At 73.1% G+C, this 21639-nt stretch carries 21 protein-coding genes; 11 read left to right on the top strand and 10 right to left on the bottom strand.

What is annotated here, in order from left to right:
* Positions 1-99 precede the first annotated feature (99 nt).
* Together KIS93_RS27290 and KIS93_RS63620 are read left to right on the top strand one after the other, a co-directional pair.
* A complete protein-coding gene (locus KIS93_RS27290) occupies positions 100-951 on the top strand; it encodes an MFS transporter (RefSeq protein ID WP_222107635.1) in 852 nt (283 codons plus the stop codon).
* Between the two features lie 53 nt (positions 952-1004).
* Positions 1005-1259 (top strand): hypothetical protein, encoded by a 255-nt coding sequence (locus KIS93_RS63620; protein ID WP_222107634.1) that lies wholly within the window; start codon positions 1005-1007, stop codon positions 1257-1259.
* A 4-nt stretch (positions 1260-1263) separates the two neighbouring features.
* Here KIS93_RS63620 and KIS93_RS27285 read toward each other — a convergent pair whose 3' ends face one another.
* From KIS93_RS27285 to KIS93_RS27270, 4 genes are all read right to left on the bottom strand, one after another.
* On the bottom strand, positions 1264-2457 hold the full coding sequence (locus KIS93_RS27285; protein ID WP_230466606.1) for a benzoate/H(+) symporter BenE family transporter: 1194 nt from the start codon (positions 2455-2457) through the stop codon (positions 1264-1266).
* 156 nt (positions 2458-2613) lie between these two features.
* Positions 2614-3012, bottom strand: coding sequence for a VOC family protein (locus tag KIS93_RS27280; RefSeq protein ID WP_080045003.1), 399 nt, complete (start codon positions 3010-3012; stop codon positions 2614-2616).
* A gap of 101 nt (positions 3013-3113) precedes the next feature.
* Complete coding sequence (locus KIS93_RS27275; RefSeq protein ID WP_080045004.1) at positions 3114-4433, bottom strand: FtsX-like permease family protein; 1320 nt, start codon at positions 4431-4433, stop codon at positions 3114-3116.
* Positions 4430-5197: an ABC transporter ATP-binding protein gene (locus KIS93_RS27270; protein WP_080045005.1), complete on the bottom strand. Its 768-nt coding sequence runs from the start codon at positions 5195-5197 to the stop codon at positions 4430-4432. Before KIS93_RS27270 ends, KIS93_RS27275 begins: the two co-directional genes overlap by 4 nt.
* Before the next feature lie 68 nt (positions 5198-5265).
* On the opposite strand from KIS93_RS27270, the gene KIS93_RS27265 reads away from it, so the two are divergent.
* Positions 5266-5811 (top strand): TetR/AcrR family transcriptional regulator, encoded by a 546-nt coding sequence (locus KIS93_RS27265; RefSeq protein WP_080045006.1) that lies wholly within the window; start codon positions 5266-5268, stop codon positions 5809-5811.
* 89 nt (positions 5812-5900) lie between these two features.
* On the opposite strand, the gene KIS93_RS27260 is transcribed toward KIS93_RS27265, so the two are convergent.
* On the bottom strand, positions 5901-6887 hold the full coding sequence (locus tag KIS93_RS27260) for an ArsR/SmtB family transcription factor (RefSeq protein ID WP_186404463.1): 987 nt from the start codon (positions 6885-6887) through the stop codon (positions 5901-5903).
* A 68-nt stretch (positions 6888-6955) separates the two neighbouring features.
* On the opposite strand from KIS93_RS27260, the gene KIS93_RS27255 reads away from it, so the two are divergent.
* From KIS93_RS27255 to KIS93_RS27240, 4 genes are all read left to right on the top strand, one after another.
* Positions 6956-8095 carry an MFS transporter gene (locus tag KIS93_RS27255; RefSeq protein ID WP_080045007.1) on the top strand — a complete coding sequence of 380 codons (1140 nt, stop codon included), beginning with the start codon at positions 6956-6958 and terminating at the stop codon, positions 8093-8095.
* A gap of 106 nt (positions 8096-8201) precedes the next feature.
* Complete coding sequence (locus KIS93_RS27250) at positions 8202-8363, top strand: hypothetical protein (protein WP_155129040.1); 162 nt, start codon at positions 8202-8204, stop codon at positions 8361-8363.
* Between the two features lie 59 nt (positions 8364-8422).
* Positions 8423-9397: an MvdC/MvdD family ATP grasp protein gene (locus KIS93_RS27245; protein ID WP_155129043.1), complete on the top strand. Its 975-nt coding sequence runs from the start codon at positions 8423-8425 to the stop codon at positions 9395-9397.
* The gene (locus tag KIS93_RS27240) at positions 9397-10365 is read left to right on the top strand and encodes a TIGR04500 family putative peptide maturation system protein (protein WP_080045009.1); all 969 of its coding nucleotides are present in this window, start codon (positions 9397-9399) and stop codon (positions 10363-10365) included. Before KIS93_RS27245 ends, KIS93_RS27240 begins: the two co-directional genes overlap by 1 nt.
* Positions 10366-10400: 35 nt before the next feature.
* Here the strand turns inward: KIS93_RS27240 and KIS93_RS27235 are convergent, their stop codons facing one another.
* From KIS93_RS27235 to KIS93_RS27225, 3 genes are all read right to left on the bottom strand, one after another.
* Positions 10401-11153, bottom strand: a complete 753-nt coding sequence (locus tag KIS93_RS27235) for a hypothetical protein (protein WP_080045010.1) — start codon at positions 11151-11153, stop codon at positions 10401-10403.
* Positions 11150-11650 carry a SigE family RNA polymerase sigma factor gene (locus KIS93_RS27230; protein WP_080045011.1) on the bottom strand — a complete coding sequence of 167 codons (501 nt, stop codon included), beginning with the start codon at positions 11648-11650 and terminating at the stop codon, positions 11150-11152. The genes KIS93_RS27235 and KIS93_RS27230 overlap by 4 nt, the downstream gene beginning before the upstream one ends.
* A gap of 67 nt (positions 11651-11717) precedes the next feature.
* The gene (locus tag KIS93_RS27225; protein ID WP_222107633.1) at positions 11718-12491 is read right to left on the bottom strand and encodes a helix-turn-helix domain-containing protein; all 774 of its coding nucleotides are present in this window, start codon (positions 12489-12491) and stop codon (positions 11718-11720) included.
* Between the two features lie 78 nt (positions 12492-12569).
* On the opposite strand from KIS93_RS27225, the gene KIS93_RS27220 reads away from it, so the two are divergent.
* From KIS93_RS27220 to KIS93_RS27210, 3 genes are all read left to right on the top strand, one after another.
* A complete protein-coding gene (locus tag KIS93_RS27220; RefSeq protein ID WP_222107632.1) occupies positions 12570-13949 on the top strand; it encodes an MFS transporter in 1380 nt (459 codons plus the stop codon).
* A gap of 643 nt (positions 13950-14592) precedes the next feature.
* Positions 14593-15630, top strand: coding sequence for a PP2C family protein-serine/threonine phosphatase (locus tag KIS93_RS27215; RefSeq protein WP_230465770.1), 1038 nt, complete (start codon positions 14593-14595; stop codon positions 15628-15630).
* Positions 15627-16655, top strand: a complete 1029-nt coding sequence (locus KIS93_RS27210) for a cobalamin B12-binding domain-containing protein (protein WP_080045014.1) — start codon at positions 15627-15629, stop codon at positions 16653-16655. Before KIS93_RS27215 ends, KIS93_RS27210 begins: the two co-directional genes overlap by 4 nt.
* Before the next feature lie 44 nt (positions 16656-16699).
* Here KIS93_RS27210 and KIS93_RS27205 read toward each other — a convergent pair whose 3' ends face one another.
* Positions 16700-18529, bottom strand: coding sequence for a rhamnogalacturonan lyase (locus KIS93_RS27205; RefSeq protein WP_080045015.1), 1830 nt, complete (start codon positions 18527-18529; stop codon positions 16700-16702).
* Between the two features lie 289 nt (positions 18530-18818).
* A complete protein-coding gene (locus tag KIS93_RS27200) occupies positions 18819-20090 on the bottom strand; it encodes an MFS transporter (protein WP_196223955.1) in 1272 nt (423 codons plus the stop codon).
* Positions 20091-20239: 149 nt separating this feature from the next.
* Between KIS93_RS27200 and KIS93_RS27195 the strand changes: the two genes are divergently transcribed.
* On the top strand, positions 20240-21532 hold the full coding sequence (locus KIS93_RS27195; protein ID WP_080045017.1) for a cytochrome P450 family protein: 1293 nt from the start codon (positions 20240-20242) through the stop codon (positions 21530-21532).
* The last annotated feature ends 107 nt before the right edge of the window (positions 21533-21639 follow it).

Below are 21639 nucleotides of genomic sequence, written 5' to 3'. Positions count from 1 at the left end.
TACGGGCTGATGGTCGCGTCCGAAACGTGCCGGTACCTGCGCCTTCATGGCTGCTTGGCTGGGGCTCGCACCCCACACGCACCTGCCTGAACGGAACTCATGTCCACCACCACGCTCGCCCGTCCCCTCGTCGGCCGGCTCGCCGTCACCTCGCTCATGCTGGGCATCTTCGCCATCGTCACCAGCGAGATCCTGCCCATCGGCCTGCTGACCGCCATCGGCGCCGACTTCGGCACCTCCGACGGCGTCACCGGGCTGACCATGACCCTGCCCGGCATCGTCGCGGCGGTCGCCGCGCCCACCGTCACCCTCACCACCGCGCGCCTGGACCGCCGCGTGATGCTGGTCGCCCTCATGGCGGTGCTCGCCGTGGCCGACGTGCTGGCCGCGGCGGCGACCTCCTACTGGGTCATGCTGGTCTCCAGGGTGCTCGTCGGCCTCACCATCGGCGGCTTCTGGTCGATCGGGGCGGGGCTGGCGGGACGTCTGGTGCCGCCGCACGCCGTCGGCACCGCCACCGCGGTGATCTTCTCGGCCGTGCCGCTGGGGTCCGTGCTCGGCGTCCCGGCCGGCACGTTCATCGGCGACCTCGCCGGCTGGCGGACCGCCTTCCTGGCCCTCGCCGTGCTGGCGCTGCTGGTCATGGCCGCCCTGCTCGTGCTGCTGCCGCCGTTGCCCGCCGAGCAGGTCACCAGCCCGCGCGTCCTGCTGGGCCTGCTGCGTGCCCGCGGTACGGTGCTCGCCCTGCTGGCCACGTTCCTCGTCGTCCTGGCCCACTTCGGCACCTACACCTACGTCACCCCCTTCCTCCTGGACGTCACCGGTCTGACGCCCGCGGCCGTCAGCGCGGTCCTGCTGGTGTACGGGGCCGCCGGGATCGGCGGCAACTTCCTGGCCGGCCGGGCCACCACCACCCGCCTGCGGGCCGCCTTCGCGGTCGCCGGGGGCTGATCGCGGTCGCCACCCTGCTGCTGCCCTTCGCCGGCGGCACTTCCGTCGGGGCCGTGGTGCTGCTCGTGGTCTGGGGGCTGGCCTACGGGGGTGTGCCCGTCTGCTCGCAGGCCGCTTTCATGGCCGCCGCCCCTCGCGCGCCCGAAGCCGCGACGGTGATCTTCACCTCCTCCTTCCAGGCGACGTTCGCGCTCGGGGCCCTGGCTGGTGGGCGGGTCGTCGACGCGTTCTCGGTCTCGGCCGTGATGGTCTGCGGCGGGGCGATCGCAGCGATCATGGCGGTGGTCACCTTCGTGAAGCTGCGCTGAGCTCCTACGTTCGCTGTTCGGCCACTTCGTGGCGTTCCTGGTCGGCTTTCACGGGAGCAGGCCGCCTGTGCAGGAGGAGGGCGGTCAGGCCGCCCGCGACCAGGCCCCAGAACGCCGCTCCGATGCTCAGGATCGTCATCCCCGAGGCGGTGACCACGAAGGTGACCACCGCGGCCTCCCGTCCCTCCGGCTCGGTCACCGCGCCGGCCAGCGACGAGCCGAGCGCCGACAGCAGCGCGAGGCCCGCCACCGCGGTGACCAGCACGGGCGGGGACAGCAGCACCAGCGCCATCGCCAGGCCGGCGCCCAGACCGAGCGCCAGCTGGCCGGCGCCGAGCGCGACCGTCGCGATCCACCGGCGGCCCGGGTCGGGGTGGGTGTCGGGGCCGGCGGTCAGCGCCGCGGTGATCGCGGCCAGGTTGAGCGCGTGGCCGCCGAACGGTGCTGCCACCGCGCTGGCCAGACCGGTCGTGACGAGGAGCGGGCGCAGGGGCGGCGCGTACCCGTAGGTCGACATGACCGCCATGCCGGGCACGTTCTGGGCGGCCAGGGTGACGAGGAACAGCGGGACGGCGATGCTCACCAGCGCCGACAGGCTCAGCGTGGGGACGGTCAGCTCGACCGCCGGACGCAGGGTCGCACTGGACAGGCCGCCGCCGGTGCCGTGGACCGCGATGGCGACGACCGCCACGACGAGCGCTCCCGGAACGGCCCACTGCCGCACGTATCGCTGCAACACCGCCCAGGTCAGGACGACGGGCACGGCCAGCAGCGGGACGTCGACGACGGCGCGTACCGGTGCGGTGCACAGGCTGAGGATGACGCCCGCCAGCATCGCACTCGCGATCGGACGCGGGATGGCGGCGATCGCCCGGGCCGGCCAGGGCGACAGACCGGCCAGGACGATGAGCGCCGCGCACACGACGAACGCCCCGACCGCGGCCGGGAAGCCGCCCGGCACGGGACCGGTTGCCAGCAGCAGCGCCGCCCCAGGGGTGGACCAGGCGATGCTGATCGGCATGCGATACCGCAGCCCGAGGAAGATCGCCGTCGCCCCGATGCCGCAGCAGAGGGCCAGCAGCCCCGACGCCGCCTGCCCGGGCGTCGCGCCGATGGCGCGCAGCCCGGCGAGCACGACGGTGAACGAGCTGGCGTAGCCCACCACCGCGCTGACCAGCCCCGCCATGACGGCCTGCATCCGCACGCCCACTCCTCGGTGTCGCCGATCGTTCCACATACGGAACGAACCATAGCCAGCTACGTCATGACCGGACAAGCCTCCGGCCATCAGCAGGGGTCCAAGGCCATCGCCGCGGGTGGTGCTCCTCGGCCGCGAAACCGTACGGTCGGGTGGTTACGGTCGGCGCGGCTGGCGCTGCTGGCGGAGGGAGATCCGGTTGCCGTCCGGGTCCACCGCCTCGACGCGGACCCCGAACGGGTAGTCCACCGGTTCGGGCTCCACGAAGGTGACGCCTCGGCGGCGCATGACCTCGAAGTCCTTCCGCAGGTCATCGGATTCGAGGATCAGCGGACCGGGCGCGCCATCCTGGTCGCCGGCCGGCTGTCCCGCGGCCGCCGCATGCGACCACAGGAGGATCTGCACCGGGCTCTCGGGGACGCCGACGGTGAGGAAGCGTCCGTCGGGCCCGGAGTAGTCGGCCCGCTTCTCCAAGCCGAGTCCCTCGGTGTAGAACTCCAGCGCGCGGTCCTGATCGGTGACGTAGACCGTCGTGTACATGATGGTGTGCAGCATCGTGCTCTCGATTCACTCGTCCGTGTGGCGACCGTTCCTTTCCGGTCGTCACAGCCATGACGAGGACCGGCGGGAGAAGGTAACAGCAGGGCGGGATGGGGTCATGGTGTTGCCGTGCGGATGACGTGCCTGCCGACCAGGGAGGAGACGCCGAGGGTGACGCCGATTCCGATGGCGATCGTGATCGCGTAGGGGAGGGGGGCCGCCGCCTGGAGGGGGTTGCCGGTTTTGACGATGGCGAAGGGGAGGACGGCGAGGAAGGCGCCCATGCTGCCGGCGACGACGCTGATGGCGGTGGCGGCGCCGATCTCGCGGACGAGCATGCGGTGGGTCTGGGTGCTGGTCGAGCCGACCAGGGACATGGTCGCGAACTCGGTGCGGCGCTGGGAGATGGAGGCGACGAGGTTGTTGGTCAGGGCGATGGCCATGAAGGCCGCGATCAGCGCCACCACGAAGTAGTTGATCGAGGCGAGCACCTGGCCTGTGCTGTCGGTGGTGCCGGCCGCGTTCTCGATGCCCTGCATGCTGAGCGTGCCCGCCGCCACGCCGACGAACAGGGTGAGGAAGGTGACGGTGGGGCGTACCCGGCCGGGGGCGGCGGAGAGGTTGATCGCGGCCAGGTGTGAGGGGGCGGCTCGGTGGGTGCGGCGGGTGGACATGCGGTTGACGAGGGCGATGAGCTCGGGGGCGAGGACGCAGAGGCCGACGGCGACGAGGACGCAGCCGGGCCCGGTCATCGCCGTGGTGAGCACGTCGGACGGGTCCATGCCGAGCACGGCGGCGGATGAGCCCAGGCCGGCGATGATCATGAGTGTGGCCGTGACGCGGCGCCCGGGTGGGGTCGCGCGGGTGCGGCGGGCGAGGGGCGGGGCGTCGGCGACGGGGCTGCGGCGGGCCAGGGAGCGGCTGCCGATCCAGGCGGCGAGGACGCTCGCGGCCAGCACCACGAGCACGCCGAGTACGGGCAGGAGCACGCCGGGGGCGAACACCAAGGTCGCGCTGGTAAGGCCGGCGGCCTGGATGTCGCCGGTCACGATCCGGCCGATCACGTAGCCGCCGGCCAGGCCGAACGGGGCTGTGACGGCTGTGACGGCGGCGGTCTCCACGACGAGCATCCACTGGACCTGCCGGGGGCCGGCGCCGATGAGGCGGATGCCGGCGATCTCCCCGGCGCGGCCGGCGAGGGCGACGCTGATCGTCGAGACCATGGCGAACAGCACGATCGCGACCGTCCAGCCGCCCATGATGAGCGGGAACTGCACCAGGAACGCGCGGTCGGCGGCGGCCGTGCTCGGGGCCAGGCCGGTGCCGAGCAGGGTCATCATGCTGGTGACGAGGATCGTGCCGACGAGCGCCACGAGGCCGGTGGCGATGGCGGCGGTGCGGTGGTACGCGAAGGAGCGTACGGCGATCTTGATCATCGGCTTGTCACCGCGCTGTTGGCGGCCTGCTCCGCCGACTCGACCAGGACGGCCATGCGGCCCGCCACCTGCTGGGCGGTGGGCTGCTTGAGGCTGTCGACGATGCGGCCGTCGGCGAGGAAGAGCACGGCGTCGGAGTAGGAGGCGGCGACGGGGTCGTGCGTGACCATGATGATCGTCTGGCCGTGGTCGGCCAGCTCGCGCATCAGCCGCAGGACCTCTCTGGCGCTGCGGATGTCGAGGGCGCCGGTGGGCTCGTCGGCGAAGACGATCTCGGGGTCGGTGATCAGGGCCCGTGCGACCGCGACGCGCTGCTTCTGGCCGCCCGAGAGCTGGTCGGGGCGGTGGCTGCCGCGGTTGCCGAGGCCGACGCGGGTGAGGAGGTCGGCGGTGCGGGCCGGGTGCGTCCTGCGTGCGTCAAGGCGCAGGGGGAGCTCGACGTTGTCGATGGTCGAGAGCGCGGGCAGGAGGTTGAACGACTGGAAGACGAAACCGACGCGGCGCCTGCGTAGTTGCGCGAGTTGTGCCTGGTCGAGGCTGCGCAAGTCCTGCCCGTCGAGCTCGACCGAGCCGGACGTCGGCCGCTGCAGGCCGGCGGCGCAGTGCAACAGCGTGGTCTTGCCGGAGCCGGACGGGCCCATGATCGCGATGAACGACGACCTCGGGACGTCGAGGTCGATGCCGCGCAGGGCGTGGACGGGGCCGGCTTCTCCCGGGTACTCGCAGCGCAGGTCGCGGATGCGCAGCACGGGTGGCGCGTACATGAAGACTCCCTAAAGGATCGTTTTAGACGTCCGTTTCATATGAACGTTTATTTGATACCGTAGGGCATATGAGTGCCAAGGACAAGCTGCTGACGGCAGCGCGCGACTGCCTGCTGACGAAGGGGTACGCCCACACCACCGTCCGAGACCTGGTCGCGGCGTCGGGAGCCAATCAGGCGTCGATCAACTACCACTTCGGGTCCAAGGAGCAGCTCCTCACCAAGGCGCTGCGCGACCTGAACACGGAGTGGGGGGAGCTGCTGTTCGCGGTGCTCGGGGAGGGCGGCGAGCCGGAGGATCAGGAGGCGTTGTGGGGGCGGATCATCGAGTCGATCCGGACCAACCGGGAGCTGTGGTTCGTCAACTTCGAGTCCGTCGCGTCCGCCCGGCAGGACGGTGAGATCCGGGCGATGATCGCCGCCGGGCAGGAGCTGGCGCGGGCGTCGCTGGCGCGGGCGTTCGCGGGGCTGGGGCCGGGCAGCGATCCGGACGAGGTGCACGCGGCCGGGTCGCACTACCTCGCGCTGCTCGTCGGGCTCGCCTCACAGTGGCTCACCGACCCCGAACGGGCGCCCACGGCGGAGCAGTTCGTCGCCGCGCACGGCCGCCGCTGATCAGCGACGACGGCAGACGCTGATCAGCGGCGCAGGATGGGTCCGGGCCGGCCGCGTCCTGCCAGGGTGGCGGGCTCGCCGAGGGCTGGTCAGGGGTTGGCGAGGAGGGAGAGGCCGAGGGCCGTCGTCGCGTACAGGACGTGGCGTCCCGAACGTTCGCAGGCCACCAGGCCGCTCTCGCGCAGCACGCGCAGATGTTGCGACACCGCGCTCGGCGTGACGCCGAGGGCGCGGGCCAGGTCCGTCGTCGTCGCGGGGGAGCGCAGCGCTTCGAGCAGGCCGGCGCGCACCCGGCCGAGCAGACGGACCGTGCTGCCCGCCGGGGTGCGCGTCCCGGCCGTCCACAGGGTGCCGACGCCGCGGGCCGGGTAGCGCACCGTGGTCTGGGTGGACGTCCTCTTCTTGATCAGCACGTACGGCGTGCCGAGGGCGACCGGCATGAGCACCAGCCCGCCGGGCCCGCGATCCACGGTCAGGCCGGAACGCCAGCGGGAGCCCTCCAGCCGCAGCCGGCCGTCGTGCCAGTGCAGGTCCGGATGCAGGTCGGCGAACAGCCGCGCCGCCCCGCCCGCGGCCAGTTGCCTCGCGCGGTAGGTCACGTCGGCGTCGAGCACGGCCCGGATGCGGGGCCAGTGCGGCGCGATGAGCCGGTCGTGGGCGGCCCGCAGCTCGCCGGCGATGGCCCGCAGCCCGGCCGCCGGCCGCTCGGCGAGCGCGGCGACCGGCGGCGGCGGGTCGTCGCCGAACACGCGGCGCAGGCTGAGCCGCACCTGGGAGGCGGGGGTCCGGCGCAGCGCGGCCAGGTCGTCCTCGATGGACGCCCCCGAGCCGCGGGGCGCGGGGACGAGGAACTCCGGCCAGTTCGGACGGTCGCTGACGAGCAGCGGCCAGGTGTGCGACAGGTCGAGCGGGCGGGCGGCGAGCTCGTCCGCCGCCCACCGCAGCCAGCGCAGGTTGACCGGACGCCGGTCGCGGTCGCCGAGCTGCTGCAACGCGGACACCGTCTCGGACAGCGGCGAGATCGCGAACCGGGTCGCGGCCAGCTCCGCCACGCCGAGATCCACCGTCAGGGCCATGGGCCGATTATGTAGCCATGGTCTAAAGGATGTCGGCCGGAGTGCCGCGCGGCGCAAGATCCACGGTTATGACGGAGAGCCTGTCCCGGGGGTACCGGCGGTTGTGGTGGGCGACCGGGATCAGCAGCGTGGGGGACGGGGCGTTCACGGCCGCGATCCCGCTGCTGGCCGTCGCGGTCACGCGGGACGCGCGTCTGGTGTCGGTCGTGTCCGCGGCGACGTTCCTGCCCTGGCTGCTGCTGTCGCTGCCGGCCGGGGCGCTGGTCGACCGGCACGACCGGGTGGCCCTGATGTGGCGGGCGCAGGTGATCCAGGCGGTGATCGTCGCGGCCATCGCGGTGCTCGCCGGGGCCGGGCGGATCGGGGTGCCGGTCCTGGCGGTGATGGCGTTCACCACGGTCGGCCTGCAGTTCGCCGGGCCGCCGGTCGGTGGGCTGCTCTTCGGGGTGGCGGCGGCGCTGCCGTTCGGGCTGGACGCGATCTCGTTCGCCGCGTCGGCGGCACTGCTGGCGACCCTGCGCGATCCAAGGCGCCGGCGGGCGCCTGGTGAGCATCCGTCGACCAGGCGCGGGCGTGATCAGCGGCCGCCGATGCGGGCGGCGATCGCGGAAGGGCTGCGGTGGCTGGCCCGGCACCGCCTCCTGCGCACCCTCGCGCTCCTGCTCGCCCTGAACACCTTCTGCTGGCAGCTCGGCAACGTCTCCCTGATCCTGCTGGCCACCCAGAAGCTCGGTCTGGACGCGCCGGGTTACGGCCTGCTGCTGGCCGCCGCCGCCCTGGGCAGCCTGCTCGGCGGGCTGGCCGGCGCGCCCGTCATCGAGCGGGCGGGCCCGCTGCCCGCCCTCGTCGCCGCTCTCCTCACGAACGCCGCCGCCTTCGTCGGCATCGCTCTGAGCCCGAACGCGGTCGTGCTCGGCGCCCTCCTGGCCGTCACCGGTTTCGTCACCACGCTCTGGAACCTGGTGACGGTCGGCCTGCGGCAGGAGATCGTGCCGTCGGGGCTGCTGGGCCGGGTGAACAGCGTGTACCGGATGCTCGGGTGGGGGTTGATGCCGCTGGGGGCGCTGGCGGGCGGGCTGGTGGCGCACGGGCTCGGGGTGCGGGCGCCGTACCTGGTGGCGGGCGGGCTGCGCGGGGTCGTTCTGCTGGTCGCGGTGCCTGTGCTGGTCGGCGCGATGCGGGGCCTGCGGAGGGCGCCGGTGGATTAGGTCTCCCTCCAAGTCACATTCAAGCCGGCTCCAAATTCGGGCTGATGTGCTCTGTCTCGCGCCGCCGGAACCCCCGGCGCCGCAAGCGAGAAAAGGGAGGGAAGACATGGGCAAGAAGATCGTGAGCCTGGACGACCTCAGCGCCGAGCTGCCGGTGATCGACGAGGCCGACCTCGGCCTGGTGTCCGGCGGCCGGCCGATGGAGCGCTGCTACCACACGGCCGGCACCGACAGCCAGCCGTCCGACGGCTGGGTGTCCGACTACTAAACGCTCGGCGTCGCGCGGGAGGGGCCTCGTGCTCCTCCCGCGCGGCTGAGGGGGGCCGCATGCTACTGATTCTGAGCGAGCCGGGCGACGCCACCGTTCGAATGGTCCTGCCCAAGCTGAAGGCCAGGGGCGCCGAGGTCGTCTGGTGGGATCCGGCCCGGTATCCGGCCGCCGCACACCTGACGGCGCGGTTCAAGGCGGGCGGGCCGCACCTCACGCTGGTGACCGGCGGGGAGAGCGTCGATCTGTCCAGGACGACGGCCGTGTGGTACCGGCGGCCCGGACGGCCGACCGCCGCGCCGGATGTCACCGCCGGCGATCTGCGGACCCGGGTGGAGGAGCTTTCCGAGTGGTTCCTGGAGGGCTTCTGGGACCTGCTGGACGCGCGGTGGTTGCCGGGCAGGCACCCGGTGCTGCGCCGGGCGCACAACAAGCTGGTGCACCTGGCTCTGGCGGAGCGGCTGGGCTTCGCCGTACCGCCGACGGTGATCACCAACGATCCGGCCGAGCTGGCGCCCGCCTACGAGCGGGCCGGGGGGCGGCTGATCGCCAAGCCGGTCGAGTACGTGCCGTTCGAGATCGACGGCGCGCGGCACACCGTCTACACGACCGTGGTGCAGCGCCGGGACCTCGCGGGGCGCGCCCGGCTCGCCCACGAGCCGACCATCCTGCAGCCGTACGTCGGCAAGGCCGTGGAGCTGCGGGTCACCGTGGTGGGGCGGCAGGTGTTCGCGGCCGAGATCGCCTCGCAGGACTCGGCGCGCACGCGCGACGACTGGCGCCACTACGACTTCGACCGGGCCCGCCACAGCGTCCACCACCTGCCGGACGACGTCGCCCGCCGGTGCGTGGACCTGGTGGCCGCGCTCGGGGTGACGTTCGGGGCGATCGACCTCATCCTGACCCCGGACGGCGAGTACGTGTTCCTGGAGATCAACCCCAACGGCCAGTGGGCCTGGATCGAAGACCTGACCGGCCTGCCGATCGGCGACGCCATCGCCGACTGGCTCGTGGCCGGGGAAACGGACCTGTGATGACTCAGCCCGCACTCGGCGCGGCCCTGGAGAGCGGCGTGAGCCTGCTGCGCGGGTTGACCCGCCGCCGCTCCGCCGTGGACGACGCCCGCCGCGCCGCCGCCACCTGGGCCGCGGCGCATCCCTCGCTGGCCGCCCAGCTCGTGAGCAACCCGCGCCCCGGCTCGCCGATCGTGGACTACGACCTGCTGATCGACGACCCCGAGGGCGGCACGATCATGCTCGGCGTGCAGCCGGACGACGGCACGTCCTGGCTGGTCGACCACTCGACGCACTGGGCGGCGGGCAACCTGCTGAGCGTGGACGGCATGCAGATCTCCGTCCCGGAGGCGATGCTCATGCTGCGCTCGCTCACGCGCGCCGGGCTGTCGCCGCAGGAGGAGCTGGTGCGGTTCTGCGTGCTGCGCGGTGCCGCCGCCAAGGAGGAGGTGGATCTGGACGACGTCCAGGCCGCCGCGGATGCCTTCCGCCGCCGCCACGGCCTCCTCACGGGCGAGGCCATGCGGAAGTGGCTGGAACGCATGGGGATGAGTGCCGAGGCGTTCCACGACCACATGGTGACGAATGCGAAGGACCAGAGGTTCCGTACGCGGAAGAGGGCCGAGCTGGCCCCCGAGTACCTGAGCCGTCATCGCGACCGGTTCGCCAGGGTGTGGGCGGTCTGGGCGGTGTCGGGGGAGCCGGTGGACCCCGCCGAGCTCGACGGCTCCCTCGGTGACCGCTGGGACGTGCGGGTCAGCCGCGTCCGGGCGTGGTCGGGCGAGCTGCCCGAGCCGCTGCGCGCGGTGCCGGCCGGGGGTGAGGCCGGCCCCGTTCCCTTCGAGGACGGTCACCTGACGGGGGCGGTGCTCAAGCGGGAGGACGCCGTGGCGGACGCGGACACGCTGGCCGCCGCCGGGACGGCGGCCTTCGACGACTGGCTGGCGGAGGCGGCCGAGCGGGCCCGCGTCACCTGGCACTGGCTCTGACCACGCCACTGACCCCCGTACCGGCTCACGCGGGGTCAGCCGGAAGAAGCGGGCCGGTCGTAGATCCCGACCGCCCACCTGCCCGGCCGCTCGCCCACTTCGGCCTCCAGCCGCTTGCGGACCTTCGGGTCGAGCAAGCCGCTGATCAGGGCCGACTCGTCGCAGCCCGTCTTCCGGCATCCCCTGACAGCCCGCGCGACCTCCAGCACCGGGGCGTCCGAGGGGAAGACCCAGACCTGCAGCGACTGCGGGCGCTCCAGCCAGTCGGCGGGCGCGGACAGCCGGTCGTGCTGCCCGCCGAGCCCGTCGCCGCACCGTGCGGCCGCGCCGCCGCGCTCGCCGCCCTTGAGCCGGTGCGCCGTGACGACCCACGCCTGGGGGTCCTCGCAGACCACCTTGTACCCGGTCCAGGTGCTGGTCGGGGTGAAGGTGACCGAGCGGCCGCGGCCTAGGGTGCCGAAGCGTTCGGAGTGGATCAGCGGCAGGTCGAACTGCTCGGCTCCGAGCCGTACCTCGAAAGTCGCGGGGATCTCGGGGCCGGGCGGCGGCTCCACGCGGGCGGAGTCCACCGGCTGCTGCGCGACCGGAGCGCCCTCCGGCCGCAGCGGGAGGCCGATGACGGCGAGCGCGGCGACGGCCAGGGCCGCCACGCCGGCCGTCACGGCCCGGCGGGTGCGGCGGATGCGGCGGCCACGCCGGAGGATCGTGCCGAGCTGGGCGAGGTCGCCGTCCTGGTCCTCGGCCCGCTCGGTCAGGAGGTCGCGCAGATCGTTCTCGGTGTGCCTCATCGCTGTACCCTCTCCAAGCTCATGCTCTGAACGTCCGGATCGACCCGGAGGCGGGTGAGGGCCCGGCTGAGCTGGCTCTTCACCGCCCCCAGCGAGCACCCGACGATGTCGGCGACCTGCGTCAGGGTGCGGCCCTCGTAGTAGTGCAGGACGATCACCGCCCGCTGGCGCGGCGACAGCGTGCCGATGGCCCGCCACAGCGACGCCTGGTCGTCCACCTCGGCTGCCGCGTCGCGCGGGTCGGCGGTCTCGGGGAGCGTCTCGGACGGGACCTCGCCGCGCCAGCGCCTGCGCCACCACGACGTGTGCGTGTTGACGATGATCCGGTAGACGTACGGATCGGGGTTGCCCTCGATCCGCCGCCAGGCCAGCCACGCCTTCGCCAGCGCGGTCTGCACCACGTCCTCGGCCGTGCCCCAGTCCCGGGTGAGGAGGTACGCCATCCGGCACAGGCGCGGCTGCCGGTGTGCCACGTACTCGGCGAACCCGTCGTCCATCCGTCATCTCCGTCTCGTCGTCGTCCGGTGATGACTACCGTCCGGGGGCCGGATGCGGTTTACAGCGTCACGAGGCGAGCAGGGCGCGGACGCGGCCGGGCGTGTGCCCCAGCTCGGCCCGCATCACGCGGGTCAGGTGGGCCTGGTCGCTGAAGCCGAGGGCGGCGGCGAGCGCGGCGAGGTCGGTCTCGCCCTGGTCGAGGCGGGCGAGGGCGCGGCTGACGCGGACGCGGTTGCGGTAGCGGCTGACCGGCATGCCGACGTGGTGGCGGAAGGTGTGGCTCAGGTGGGACGGCGAGGTGTCCAGCAGCCGGGCCAGCTCGACCAGGCTCGCGGCGGCGAGCGGGTCGGCGAGGACGGCCTCCCTGGCACGCTCGGCCAGGTCGGCCCGGCCGGGCGGCGGGCTGTCGTGCGGCTGCTCGCGCAGGGCGAGCCGGACGAGGTCGAGGACGGCTTCGGCGGCGGCGAAGCCGGGGTCGCCGCCGCTGCGCAGGAGCAGCCGGTGCGCCAGTTCGAGCCGCGCGTCCACCCGCACGGCCCCTGACCCCACCCGCGCCCCGCCCGTCAGCTCGTCGTCGGACAGCGTGACCGCCGTGCACAGGTCGCCGCCCGCCGGATGGGCGAACCGCAGCTCCTCCCCGGGCAGGTGCAGGTACCCGGTGGCGGGCTCGGCGGTGACCTTCCGCCCTTCGACGTCGACGCGGAAGTGCCCCCGCTGGACCAGCACGATGTGCGCGGACGGCGCCGGTTCGGGCGCCGACCAGCGGGGATGGTCGTCGGTGCACTCGACGGCGCGGATCGCGAAGTGGCGGGTCTCGATCACCGTCCTGGTGGTACGCACGAGCACCACCGTACGACAGCCCGCGAATCCGCACATTCGTTCAAGACCGGGCAGCCACCCCGGCACCATGCTGGGCGCATGATCACAACTGTCCGTCGTGGCCCGATGCTGGCCGTGCTGCTGACCGGCCAGGCCATGGCGTCCATGGACGGCTCCATCGTCTCGGTGGCGGCGCAGACCATCCGCGAGGGGCTGGGCGCCGACGGCGCGGCGATCCAGCTCGTCGTCTCCGGCTACCTGCTGACCATGGGTGTGCTCCTGGTGACCTGCGCGCGGATCGGTGACGTGATCGGGCACCGGCGGGCGTTCCTGCTGGGGCTCGGCTGGTTCACCGGCGCGTCGCTGCTGTGCGGGCTGGCCCCGTCGGCGGGCGTGCTGGTGCTCGCCCGCGTCGCGCAGGCCGCCGGGGCGGCGCTGCTGACGCCGCAGATCTTCGCGCTCATCCTGCGCAACTGGGAGGACGGCCCGGCCCGCCGCCGGGCGATCGGCGTCTACAGCATGGTGCTCGCCCTGGGGGTCGCGCTCGGGCAGGTCATCGGCGGCCTGGTGGCGGGGGCCGACCTGCTCGGGCTGTCGTGGCGGCCGATCTTCCTGGTGAACGTGCCGATCGGGGTGATCCTGCTGGCGGTCGGCGCGCGGGTGCTGCCGGGCTCCCGCCCCGACGACGAGCCCGCCCGGCTCGACCCGGCGGGGGTGGCGGTGCTGACGGTCGCGATGACCGCGCTCACCGTCCCGCTCATCTTCGGGCGGGAGAGCGGCTGGCCCGCCTGGGCGTGGATCTCGCTGGCCGGCGGAGTGGCGCTGCTGGCGGCGTTCGCCGGCTACGAGAGCCGGGCGCGGCACCCGCTGCTGGACCCGGCGGCGCTGCGGCCTTCCGGCGTGAAGCCGGGGCTGGCCGCCTGCTGGATCGTCATGGGCTGCTACACCGTCTTCCTGCTCACCCTGACCCTGCACCTCCAGGGCGCGCTCGGGTACTCGCCGCTGCAGGCGGGGCTGGCGTTCGTGCCGTACACGCTGGGGTTCGGCACGCTCAGCCTGACCTGGAGCCGCTACCCGCGCTGGCTGCGGGACGCGCTGCCGGTGGCGGGCCCGCTCGCGTTCGCCGGCGGGGCCGGGCTGCTGGCCCTGAGCTGGCATCCGCTCGGCTCCGTGCCGCTGCTCATGCTCGCCGGCGCCGGGCACGCCGCCGGGTACAGCCCGCTGATCGCGCGGATCACGTCCCTGGTGGAGCCGCGGCTGGCCTCGGCGCTCTCGGCGCTCAACTCCACAGGCCCCGTCCTCGCCGGGGTGACGACGGTGGCGGGCCTCGGCAGCGTCTACTTCGCCGCCCCCTCCTCCGCCGAGGGGCTGCTGCGGGTGGTCGCGGCCGTCGTCGTGCTCCTCCTCATCGGTACGGCCTGCGCCGCCCGCGTCGCCCTGCTCCAGACAGGGGCGCGTACGGCGGAGGCGAACGAGTGAAAGATCCTGCAAAGAAGCGATATGGCATGAGGTGGACCGTGGCGATCCGGCAATAACCGAAGAATTCGGGGTGTCGTGCGGGATGGTGCCATGGTCGGGATGGTGTGGGAGGACGCTCCGTACCCGATGCTGGCGGTCAGCACCTCGGGCGTCGTCGAGCAGGCGAACGAGGCTGCCCGCGCGCTGTTCACCGGCCAGGTCGTCGGTCAGCGCCTGGCACCGGAGTGGCTGGCGCGGGCCCACGACCGGCTCGGCGCGGGCGGGGCGGAGCCGTACGGTGAGCTGGGCGATCGCGTGTTCCAGGCGCACGCCGTGTACACGGCGGGCGGCCGGGTCGTCTGGTGGCTCATCGACGTCACCGGCAGACAGCACGAGATGGACGCGTTGCGGGAGTGGACCGCGTTCCTGGCGGAGGCGTCCAACGAGCTGCTGCCGTCCCTCAACCTGGACCGTTGCCTGGAGACCACCGCCTGCCTGGCCGCGCGCCGCCTGGGGGAGAGCGCGCTGGTGGTGCTGCCGCGCGCCGGCCGCCGCTACGCGATCGCCCGCTGCGGGGGCGACGGGCCGGGCGGTCCGGCAGGACGCGGTCATCGACCCGGGCACGCTGCCGGGGCTGACCGAGGCGTTGCGCGGCTTCCCGCCGGTGCCCACGCGCTGGCTCGCCCCGCAGGAGGCTCCCGGCTGGGTGGGCCCCGAGGAGGGGGCCGGATCGGTGGCGGTGATCGCGTTGCCCGGCCACGGCCTGCCGGCGGGCGCGCTGGTGCTGGTGCGCCGCTCGGGCGAGCGTTTCACCGCCGACGAGCGGGTCTTCGTGCGGCTGTTCGCCCTGTGGGCGGGCTCCGCGATCGCGGTCGCCCGCCTGTACGTCGAGCAGGCCGCCATCACCGAGACCCTGATGGCCGAGCTGCTGCCGCCCGCCACCCCGGCCCTGGACGGCGTGGAGCTGGCGGCGCGCTACCGCCCGGCGGGGCCGGGGGAGCGGGTCGGCGGCGACTTCTACGACGTGTACCCGGTCGCGGGCTCGGGACGCGAGTCGCTGGTGGTGCTGGGCGACGTGGCGGGCAAGGGCCTGGAGGCGGCCGTGCTCACCGGCCGGATCCGCAACACCCTGCGCGCCCTGCTGCCGCTGGCCGACGACCATCAGCGGATGCTGGAGCTGCTCAACGGGGTGCTTCTCAACGACGGCGATCCGACCCGTTACGTCACGCTCGTCCTGGCCTCGTTCCAGCGGCGCGGCCCGCGTGTGGCGCTGCGGCTGACCAGCGCCGGGCACCCCGCGCCGCTGATCATGCGCAACGACGGCCGGGTGGAGACCGTCCCCGCCGTCGGCACGCTGATCGGCGTCCTGGAGGACATCACCAGCGTCACCGACGCGGTCCTGCTGGAGCCCGGCGAGACCTGCCTGCTCTACAGCGACGGCATCACCGAGGCCAGAGGCGGCCCGCTCGGCCGCGAGCTGTTCGGCGACGAGCGGCTGTGCGAGCAGCTCCGGCAGTGCGCGGGCATGCCGCCCGAGGCGCTGGCGGAGCGCGTGCAGATGCTCGCCTCCGAGTGGGCCGGCGAGGGCGAGCACGACGACATGGCGGTCGTCACCATCTCGGCCCCGCGCGCGCCGGGCGAGGAGCCTCCACCCGCGCCGGGCGAGGAGCCCCCGCGCGCGGGGGGTGAGGAGGCTCCGTGAGCGGCGGCGTCGAGGAGCGGGTGGAGGCGTTGTGGGCGGCGGCGACGGCCGGTGACGAGCGGGCCGCCACCCGCGTGGCGACGGACGCGCTCGACGCCGGCCTCCCCATGGAGACCCTGCTGCTGGACGTCGTGGCCGCCGTGCAGTCCCGCGTCGGCCACGAGTGGGCGGCCAACCGCCTCTCGGTCGCCCAGGAGCACACGGCGACGGCCGTCAACGAGCGCGTGCTCGCCGCTTTGGCCCACCACCCCACCCGGCAGAACGACCCGGCACCCGGCATGGGCCGGATCGTCGTGGCCTGCATCGACGGGGAGTGGCACGCGTTCCCCGCCCGGCTGCTGGCCGAAGTGCTGCGGGCGCGCGGCTGGCACGTCGACTACCTGGGCGCCCAGGTCCCGACGCCGCACCTGGTCGCCCACCTGCACCTGACGAACCCGGACGCGGTCGCGCTGTCCAGCTCGCTGGCCATCCGGCTGCCGGCCGCGCACACGGCGATCAGCGCCTGCCAGGCGGCGGGCACGCCCGTGGTGGCCGGGGGCGCCGCCTTCGGCCCCGACGGCCGCTACGCCCGCCTGCTCGGCGCCGACGCCTGGGCCCCCGACGCCCGCACCGCCGCCGACCTCCTGGCCGCCGGGCCGCTGCCGCGCCAGGCCACCTCCGGCGAGGAGCCACGGCAACTGGCCGACCGCGAGTACACGGACCTCACCCGGTCCGCCGGCAGCCTGGTCGGCGCCGTCATGGACGACCTGACCCGGCGCGTCCCCGCGATGGCCGGCTACACCGAGCAGCAGCTGGAACGGACCGCCGAGGACGTCGCCTACCTCGTCGACTTCCTGCGGGCCGCGCTCTACGTCCACGACCCCGAGCTGTTCTCCGCGTTCGTGGGCTGGATGACGAGCGTGCTCACGGCGCGCGGCGTCCCCGAATCCGCGGTCCTGGCGGCCTTGGACGCGCTCGCCGGCCGCCTCACCGGCTTCCCCCGCGCCCTCGGCACGCTGGCGCGGGCCCGCACGACACTCGGGTGAACCCTCACCCGGGCTCTTCGCGGGGGATCCCGCTCGTACGGAGGTCAGCGCACGTAGATGTCCGGCCGCGGGGGCGTGGGCATGCGGTCGCCGAGGAAGAAGCCCGTGTGCGGGGGCTGGTTGTAGGCCGTGTTCTGCCAGGCCACCGAGACGCGGTAGAGCGGGTCGTGCATCAGCGTCCAGATGCGCCGGTCCGTCGGCGTCGTGGTGGCGTAGATGCGCAGCGCCCGGTTGTCGCTGGTCGGCCAGACGACCTCCTCGCGCCAGTCGCCGAACAGGTCCGCCGACAACGACGGCGTGGCCTTCGTGCCGTTGTTGGAGTGCACGCCGGACGCCGTCAGCAGGCGTGTGTCGGCGTCGGTGCCGTACTTGTCGATCCTCGTCTGGTCCAGCAGCTCCCTGACCGGGTCGCCGTCCCACCAGATGAGGAAGTTCACCGACGACGGCTCCCGGCCCGCGCTGTTGCCGGTGACGCTGCGCAGGGTGGTGTCCGAGGCGGACCAGAACTCGCTGGCCACCCGCACCGTCGAGATGTCACCCGCCACGCCCCGGCCGTTGTCGGAGCCGGACGCGGTCGACCACAGGATCGTGCCGGTGCGCGGGTCGATGTAGAGCGAGCCCGGCTGCGAGGTGGACTCGCTGACCTTGAAGTACTCCAGGCCCGCCCTGGCCGGGTCGAAGTCGCCCAGGTGCTGGGCGTCGCCGTGGCCCGTGCGGGTGCTCCACATGCCGGTGCCGTTGTCGTTGACCGCCATGGCGCCGTAGACGATCTCGTCGCGGCCGTCCTGGTCGATGTCGCCGACGGACAGGCTGTGACTGCCCTGCCCGGCGTACTGCGAGCCCGCCGCGTTGCTGTCGAACGTCCACCGCTTGGTGAGCGTGCCGTTCCTGAAGTCCCAGGCGGCGATGACGCTGCGGGTGTAGTAGCCGCGCGCCATGATCAGCGAGGGGCGCTCCCCGTCCAGGTACGCCGTCCCGGCCAGGAAGCGGTCCACCCGGTTGCCGTAGCTGTCGCCCCACGAGGAGACCGTGCCGCGCGGCGGGTCGTAGCTCACCGTGGACATCGCGGCGCCCGTCAGGCCGTTGAACATGGTCAGGTATTCGGGGCCGCTCAGGACGTACCCGCTGGAGTTGCGGTAGTCGGCGCCGGAGTTGCCGATCACCGTGCCGGCGCCGTCCCTGGTGCCGTCGGCGGTCTTCATCGCCACCTCGGCGCGGCCGTCGCCGTCGTAGTCGTAGACCTGGAACTGCGTGTAGTGCGCGCCCCCGCGGATGTTGCGGCCCAGGTCGATGCGCCACAGGCGGGTGCCGTTCAGCCGGTACGCGTCCACGTACACGTTGCCGGTGTAGCCGGACTGCGAGTTGTCCTTGGCGTTGGACGGGTCCCACTTCAGCACGATCTCGTACTGGCCGTCGCCGTCCAGGTCGCCCACGCTCGCGTCGTTCGCGCTGTAGGTGTAGGCGACGCCGTCGGGGGTGGTGCCGCCCGACGGGGGCTGGATCGGCACGTCCAGGTACGTGCCGCCGGTGAAGCGCAGCGAGGCGGGGGACGCGGCCTGCTCGGCCCCGTTCACGACGGCGCGGACCGTGTAGGAGGCGTCGGCGGCGGCGCCGTTGTCGAGGTAGTTGGTGGACGCGGTGAGGTTCGAGGCGATCCTGGTCGAGCCGCGGTAGAGGTTGAAGGCGACGCCGTCGGGGTCGGTGCCGAGCAGCCGCCAGGAGACGAGGTTGCCGGAGCCGGACCTGACGCTGATCACGCCCCGGTCCAGGTCCTCCATCTGCTTGGTGGGGGGTGCGGCTTGGGCGGGGGCGGTGGGGATCGTGATCGCGGTCAGGGCCAGGACGGTGGCGGCGGCGGCCAGGTGTAAGCGCATGGCGGTTTCCTTTGCGGTTTTCCTTGCGGTGGGTAAGCGCTTTCCCGAGGGGTGAAAAGAAAGTTTCACGGGACGGGGGCGGCGGCGTGATAGCGCTAACAGAGGAGGGGCGGGCTGATCTGCGGCGATGGTCACAGAAGCTCCTCGTCTGCGGCGGGGCGGCCGGGGTGTATTTAAGGCCAGCCGGTAGGCCGCGCGCAAGAGCGTCCTTGCCGCCGTTTTGACCCCGGGCGGGATGACGTTGTCATCCCCCTTTTGTTGTGACGGCTCCTCCTCGCGGCGGCGGGCGTTAGGGCTGTGACGGCTCCACCTCGGGGGATGCCGCCTCCGCGTGGCGCCGGCCGCGCAGCAGCGGGACGGCCGCCGCCATGGACAGCGCGACGGCGAGGACCAGACCGGGCAGCAGGCGCGACGGCGAGGACGCGTCCTCACCGGCCTCGCGCAGCCACTCGCCGGGCAGGCCCAGCAGGAGCGCCCCGGCGGGCTCGCCCAGCGCGGCGAGGGCGACCAGCGTGCCGGTGACCCGGCCGAGCAGCCGGGCGGGCGTGATCGCCTGCCGGTGACTCGTCAGCGCGATCGTGGCGGCGATCGAGCCGGCCAGCGGGACCAGGACGCCGATCATGTACCACGACCATCCGCCGGCCACCCCGGACAGGGTGACCAGCAGCGTGAACGGCTGGCTCACCAGCAGGGCCACCCAGGCCAGGCGGTAGACGCCGAGCTTGCGGTGCAGCAGCATCGCCGCCAGCGCCCCCAGCACGAGAGCGCCGTAGACCGACCCCATGCTCGCCAGGGCGACCTCGGCCGGCGGAACGTCCTCCACCAGCACGTGGAACGCCATGCCCACCATGTCGTCGGCGAACTCGCCGGTCAGCCCCGTCACGAACAGGCACAGAGCGATCGCCCGCAGCACCGGGTCGCGCAGGGTGAACCGCACCCCTTCGGCCGCCTCCCGCCAGACCCCGGCCCTGGGCAATGGCGGCCCCTCAACCGCCTCCTGCTGGAGCTCCGCCCTGATTGGCGGCGGTTCCTCGGTCGTCTCCACCGCGTGGAAGGCCACCGCCGCGCAGGCGGCCGCGCCGGCGACCACGATCACGAACGCCGGGCCGCCGGGGTCGGCCAGCGCGAGCAAGGGGCCGATCGCCGCCACGCCGAGCTGCGGCAGCACGGTGAGCAGGGCGTTCGCGGTGACCAGCCGCCCGCGGACGCCGACGACCGACGGCAGGTACGTCTCCTCCCCGACCTGCCACAACGCCGTGAGAGCGGCCGACGCGATCAGCATCACGGGAACGACGAAAGCCCCCACCCCCTCCGCCGCCACGCCCGCGAACACCAGCGTGAGCGCGAGGGCGGCCGCCAGCGTGACCGGCACGACGCGACGGCGCCGCACCCTGTCCAGGAGCACCCCCAGCAGCGGCGCCAGCAGAAGGGACCTGAGCCCCGACGCGCTCGACACGTGGGCGGACGCAGGCGGCGTCAGAGCGCCCAGATCGTACAGCGACGGCTTGCTGAACATGAAGGCGAACGAGACGAGGGTGACGCCGAGGACGAAGAGCGGCATCCGCCGGAGTCGTAACGGGCTGGGGGAGTTCATCGGGACATCTTCTTACAAGGTGGAAGATGCCGACGGCCGGTGCGGGTGGGACTGGATGAAGTCAACCCATAGCAGAAGGTAACCGGGGCGGCAGGTGTCGTGCACTGCGTGGTGACATGACCACGCAGCGGTATGGCCCAGGCCCGTGGTTGAGCGGACAGTTGAAGTCCCTCCGACACGAAAGACTGCGCATGGAACCCCAGCAGATCCCCGTCCCCGGTGAGCGCACGTCACAGACGATCCGCCGGTTCAGAGACCACGGTGGCCCCGTGGTCCCCATCGAACTGCCGGGCAAGGTCAACGCTTGGATGGTGACCTCGTACGACAGCGTCAGCGAGGTCCTGCTCAACGACGGCACCCTCTTCAGCAAGAGCCCACTCAACTTCCCCGCCCTGCACGACGGCACCATCCCGCCCGACTGGCCGATCCGCCAGCTCATCCAGGGCGACCACCTGCTCACCAAGGACGGCGCCGACCACCGCCGGCTGCGCGGCCTCATCAACCGCGCCTTCACCCCCGCGCGGGTGGCGTCCATGGAGCCGCGCATCCAGGAGCTCACCGACGGGCTGCTCGACCGACTGGCCGGCGAGGGCGAGCCGGTCGACCTCGTACGGCACTTCAGCGAGCCGCTGCCCATCGCCGTGATCTGCGAGCTGTTCGGCGTGCCCGAGGAGGAGCGCTACCAGATCCGCGAGTGGACGAACACGATGCTCTTCCACACCGCCACCCCCGAGGAGGCCGCGGCGGCCGGCGGCCAGATGCTGGCCTACCTGGGCGCCTTCGTCGAACGCAAGCGCGCCGAGCCCGGCGACGACCTCACCAGCGGCCTCATCCAGGCGCAGGAGGACGACGGCGACCGGCTCTCCGACAACGAGATGTTGTGGATCCTGTGGCTCGTGCTCATCGCGGGTCACGAGACCACCGTCCACCTCATCGCCAACACCGTCGTCGCCCTGTGCGCCGACCCCGCTCAGATTCCCGCCGCCGATGATCGCGACGCCTGGGCCGCAGTGGTGGAGGAGGCGCTGCGCAGCCGCAACTCCGTCCTCAACGTGCTGTTCCGCTACCCGCTCCAGGACGTGCAGATCTGCGGCACGAAGATCCGGGCCGGCGAGCCGATCTCCGTCGCCCTCCACGGGGCCGGCACCGACCCGGCCAGGTACGGCGCCGGCGCCGAACGCTTCGACGCCTCCCGCGAGCCGGACGCCCACGTCGGCTTCGGCCGCGGCCCCCACTTCTGCCTCGGCGCACCCCTGGCCAGGCTGGAGATGCGGATCGCCCTGTCGTCCCTGTTCGGCCGCTACCCGGGGCTGCGGCCGGCGATCGACGCGGACGCGATCACGTACACGCCTTCGCTCATCACGGAGGGCCCGATGGAGCTGCCCGTGGTCCTGGGGCCCCGTCCCTGACCCGTCTGCCGGTCACCGGAGCCCCAGGGGCGACCCTGGGGCTCCATCCCGGCCTCCTAACTCAACACTGTAGAGTTATACTGAAACTCCACACCGTTGAGTTATTG

Origin of the sequence: [Actinomadura] parvosata subsp. kistnae (assembly GCF_900323885.1) — a bacterium.
GTDB classification, from domain to species: Bacteria; Actinomycetota; Actinomycetes; order Streptosporangiales; family Streptosporangiaceae; genus Nonomuraea; species Nonomuraea composti.
The sequence above is the reverse complement of the archived record's forward strand: the minus strand, read 5'-3'. Positions and strand labels throughout refer to the sequence as shown.